The sequence below is a fragment of the Mycobacterium sp. P4_H6 genome (assembly GCF_056400845.1).
Genome location: NZ_JBFUKN010000171.1, coordinates 1 through 3111 on the forward strand (window position 1 = coordinate 1; position 3111 = coordinate 3111).

Sequence of the window (3111 nt, forward strand, 5' to 3'; positions counted from 1 at the left end):
GTGCAGGTGGTGCCGGTGCGGGCGGTGCAGGTGGAGACGCGGGTGCTGTCGGTGGCGGTGCTCCGGCGGCCGGCGGCGCGGGTGGCGGTGCTCCCGCCGGTGGCGGTGCCGCCGGTGGCGGTGCCGCCGGTGGCGCTCCGGCAGGCGCCGGTGGTGGTGCACCCGTGGGTGGTGGTGCCCCGGTCGGTGGTGGCGCACCCGTGGGCGGCGGCGCGCCRGTCGGTGGTGGTGCCCCGGTCGGAGGTGGCGCACCCGTGGGCGGAGGTGCCCCGGTTGGCGGCGGCGCTCCGATCGCAGGCGGCGCACCGGCAGGTGCGCCTTTGGTGGACGCGGCCGGTGTGCCTGCGGGCACTCCGCTGGTGGACACGTCGGTGGTCGGCCCGTTGATGGCGAACACCGGACTCAACTCAGGACTCCTCGACAACGCCGCAGGCGCGGCGCCCGGCGGCCTCGCAGCTGCTGAAGGTGTCATCGCGCAGGGCTCCGGCGGTGGCGGACTTCCGCTCGCCGATGCCGCAGGTGCCGGTGGTGGACTTCCGCTCGCCGATGCCGCAGGTGTCGGTGGTGGACTTCCGCTCGCGGACGCAGCCGGTGTCGGTGGCCCGGCCGCCGGTGCGATCGAGGACGCGGCCGCAGTGGCGATCCCCGCGGGTGATGCGGGCGCCGGAGCCGGCGGGGCCGGAGCCGGTGGTGGCGCTGGAGGTGCCGGTGGCGGTGGTGGCGCCGGTGGTGCTGGTGCCGGCGGTGGTGGCGGAGCGGCCGGTGGTGCAGGCGGTGGCGGTGCTGGTGCCGGTGGCGCAGGTGGTGCCGGCGGCGGTGGCGCGGCAGGCGGCGGTGCCGGTGGTGCAGGAGGCGCTGGAGCCGGTGGCGGTGGTGGCGCGGGTGGTGCCGGAGCGGGCGGCGCGGGAGCCGGCGGCGGTGGCGCGGCCGGTGGCGGTGCGGCCGGCGGTGGCGCGACAGGCGCAGCCGGTGCGGGTGGTGCCGGAGCCGGCGGCGTGAACGCCGCGGTCGTCGGACCGCTGATGGCCAGCACCGGAGGACTCGGAGCCGTGCAGGCCGTGACCGCACCTGCGGTGGCAGCCGTTCAGGCGGCGGCGCCCGCAGCGGCCGTGGGTGGCGGCAGTGCGGGAGTGAGCAGTGGTGGCGGTACCGCCTTCGCCGGGATTCCCGGTGTGATGGCACCCGCAGCCGGTGCGGCATCGGGTATTCCAGGGATGGTCATGGCACCGCTGGCTGGTGTGACCGGCATCCTCGCCGAAATGCTTCCGCAGCCCTCGCTCGGCATGCCGAGCGGCACAGGCCTGACGGGCATGCTCCCGACGCCTCAGCTCAACATGCCTTCGGTGAGCGGACTCCCGGTGCCGGTGCCGACACAGGTGTCCATGCCGACCGACCTGGTCTGTGAAGGTGTGGGCGGATGGTCGTTGTCGACGCCGGGGACCGGCAGTGTGATGCCGGACGCCACGGCAGCAGCAACGGTCCGACAGGACGACTGGGATCAATCACCCAAGCGTGCAGCGCAATAGGTAGCGGTAATACAGGGCACGCCGGATCACGGCGCCCGGCAGCACGTCGCCGGCCACGCGTCGAATCTCATCGAGAGACTCACGCGGGTCGGCGACGGGCACGCCGATATCAGGGACCTCGGAATGCCGCCACGACCCGGCGCGCACCGCGGGCAGGCACACCGCTGACCAGATCCAGTCGCGGACAGTCTTGTTCGCGCTGAGCCCGACCACGGCGATGGTGCCACCCGGGTTCAGCAGGTCGCACGCCCGGGCCAGACCTGCCCGGGTATCCATATGGTGCAGGCTCGCCACGAAGGTGATCAGGTCGAATCGCCGCGGTCCGGGATCGAAGGTGTCGAAGACAGATTCGCGTACCTCAACCTCGGGCAGCGTGCCGACTCGCTCGACAGCCCGCCGGACGGCCGACGCGTCAGGATCGATCGCGGTGACGGTGCGCGACAGCGGTGCCAGCCGCTGCGCCAGAAGCCCGTCGCCGCAACCGACGTCGAGCACGTCACCCGGTCGTCGCGCGGCGATGTCGAGCAACCACGGGTGGTAGGCGGTGTTGTGGTTCCAGTACTCGTCGGTGGAGGACCCCATGTCCATCCACTGTGCCAGCGGCGCCGAAAAGGTGCGTGGGGCGGTGCGCAGGCGACCTTAGGATGAGGGCTATGTCATCCACACTGCGGGTCGACCCCTCGCGGCTGGACGCGGCGGCGTCGGCCGAAGGTGAGGTGGGCGCGGCCGTCGCGGCGATGGCGGCCGGACAATCCCTGAACGGGGCTGCCGCCGGAGTGTCCCAGTTGCGCAGCGGTGCCGCGCTCGCCTTCGCGGCATCGGCGATCGACAAGGCCGGCGCCGCCATCGGTGAAGAATTGTCCGCGCATGCGGCCAAACTCAACACCGCCGCGGACACCTACCGTCGTACCGACGACGCTCTGGGTAGCCGGTTGGGTCAGATCGCGGGAACGATCTGACGGGAATGCCGTTATGCCGGTGACGATTCCACAGGTTCAAGGTTCTCAACCGGACCAGCTGGAGCGCTCGGGCGTCGAACTCGGCAGGCACGCAGCCCGGCTGGCAGGCAGGATCGACCAGCAGCGCGCCACCCTGCACATGCTGCGGTCGGGCTGGCGGGGCGTCGCCTCCGATGCCGCTCACGACACGGTCGCGCCCACCGTGCAGCGCATGCAGCAGATGCACGACGCGCTCGTGCGCGCCGCGACCCTGCTGTCCGACGGCGGCAGCAGCCTGGAACACACCCGGACGCAACTCGTCGCCGTGGTCGGCCGGTTGACCGCCCAGGGCTGGCTCATCGCGCCCGACGGCTCGGTGTCGGTGCGTCCCGGTTCGATGCTCGATCACCACCGCAGCCTCAGCCCCGTACACGACACGCGGCTGCGACAACTGGCGGCCACCCACGCGATGACACTCAAAACGATGCTCGCGCAGTTCGACATCACCGACCGCGACCTGAGCCGGCAGCTGGGCGCGGCCGTCGCCGGTCTGGACCTGCCGGCACAGCGATTCGGATCCTGCGCTCGGGGTGCGCAAATGCCGGCGGGAGATGATCCGCGCGAGGTCAAGCGGTGGTGGGATGCAC

At 72.5% G+C, this 3111-nt stretch carries 5 protein-coding genes and 1 pseudogene; 5 read left to right on the forward strand and 1 reads right to left on the reverse strand.

Annotation, left to right across the window (positions count from 1 at the left end; genetic code table 11):
• The 3 genes and pseudogenes from AC1DTF_RS32250 to AC1DTF_RS32260 all read left to right on the forward strand — a co-directional run.
• Positions 1 to 387, forward strand: a pseudogene (locus AC1DTF_RS32250) (hypothetical protein); the annotation flags it as partial.
• Between the two features lie 78 nt (positions 388 to 465).
• On the forward strand, positions 466 to 999 hold the full coding sequence (locus AC1DTF_RS32255) for a hypothetical protein (protein ID WP_477477023.1): 534 nt from the start codon (positions 466 to 468) through the stop codon (positions 997 to 999).
• Positions 996 to 1526 (forward strand): hypothetical protein, encoded by a 531-nt coding sequence (locus AC1DTF_RS32260; RefSeq protein ID WP_057169504.1) that lies wholly within the window; start codon positions 996 to 998, stop codon positions 1524 to 1526. The genes AC1DTF_RS32255 and AC1DTF_RS32260 overlap by 4 nt, the downstream gene beginning before the upstream one ends.
• Here AC1DTF_RS32260 and AC1DTF_RS32265 read toward each other — a convergent pair.
• On the reverse strand, positions 1503 to 2114 hold the full coding sequence (locus tag AC1DTF_RS32265; protein WP_477477024.1) for a class I SAM-dependent methyltransferase: 612 nt from the start codon (positions 2112 to 2114) through the stop codon (positions 1503 to 1505). The genes AC1DTF_RS32260 and AC1DTF_RS32265 overlap by 24 nt on opposite strands.
• Before the next feature lie 65 nt (positions 2115 to 2179).
• Here AC1DTF_RS32265 and AC1DTF_RS32270 point away from each other — a divergent pair, with 65 nt between their 5' ends.
• Together AC1DTF_RS32270 and AC1DTF_RS32275 are read left to right on the forward strand one after the other, a co-directional pair.
• Positions 2180 to 2485: a type VII secretion target gene (locus tag AC1DTF_RS32270; RefSeq protein WP_477477025.1), complete on the forward strand. Its 306-nt coding sequence runs from the start codon at positions 2180 to 2182 to the stop codon at positions 2483 to 2485.
• A 19-nt stretch (positions 2486 to 2504) separates the two neighbouring features.
• Positions 2505 to 3111 (forward strand): WXG100 family type VII secretion target (locus AC1DTF_RS32275; protein ID WP_477477026.1); only part of this gene is annotated, 607 nt, incomplete at its 3' end.

Coding starts and splice junctions, on each gene's coding strand:
- AC1DTF_RS32265 (WP_477477024.1), bottom strand. CDS start 2,114: ATGGACATGGGGTCCTCCACCGACGAGTACTGGAACCACAACACCGCC.
- AC1DTF_RS32270 (WP_477477025.1), top strand. CDS start 2,180: ATGTCATCCACACTGCGGGTCGACCCCTCGCGGCTGGACGCGGCGGCG.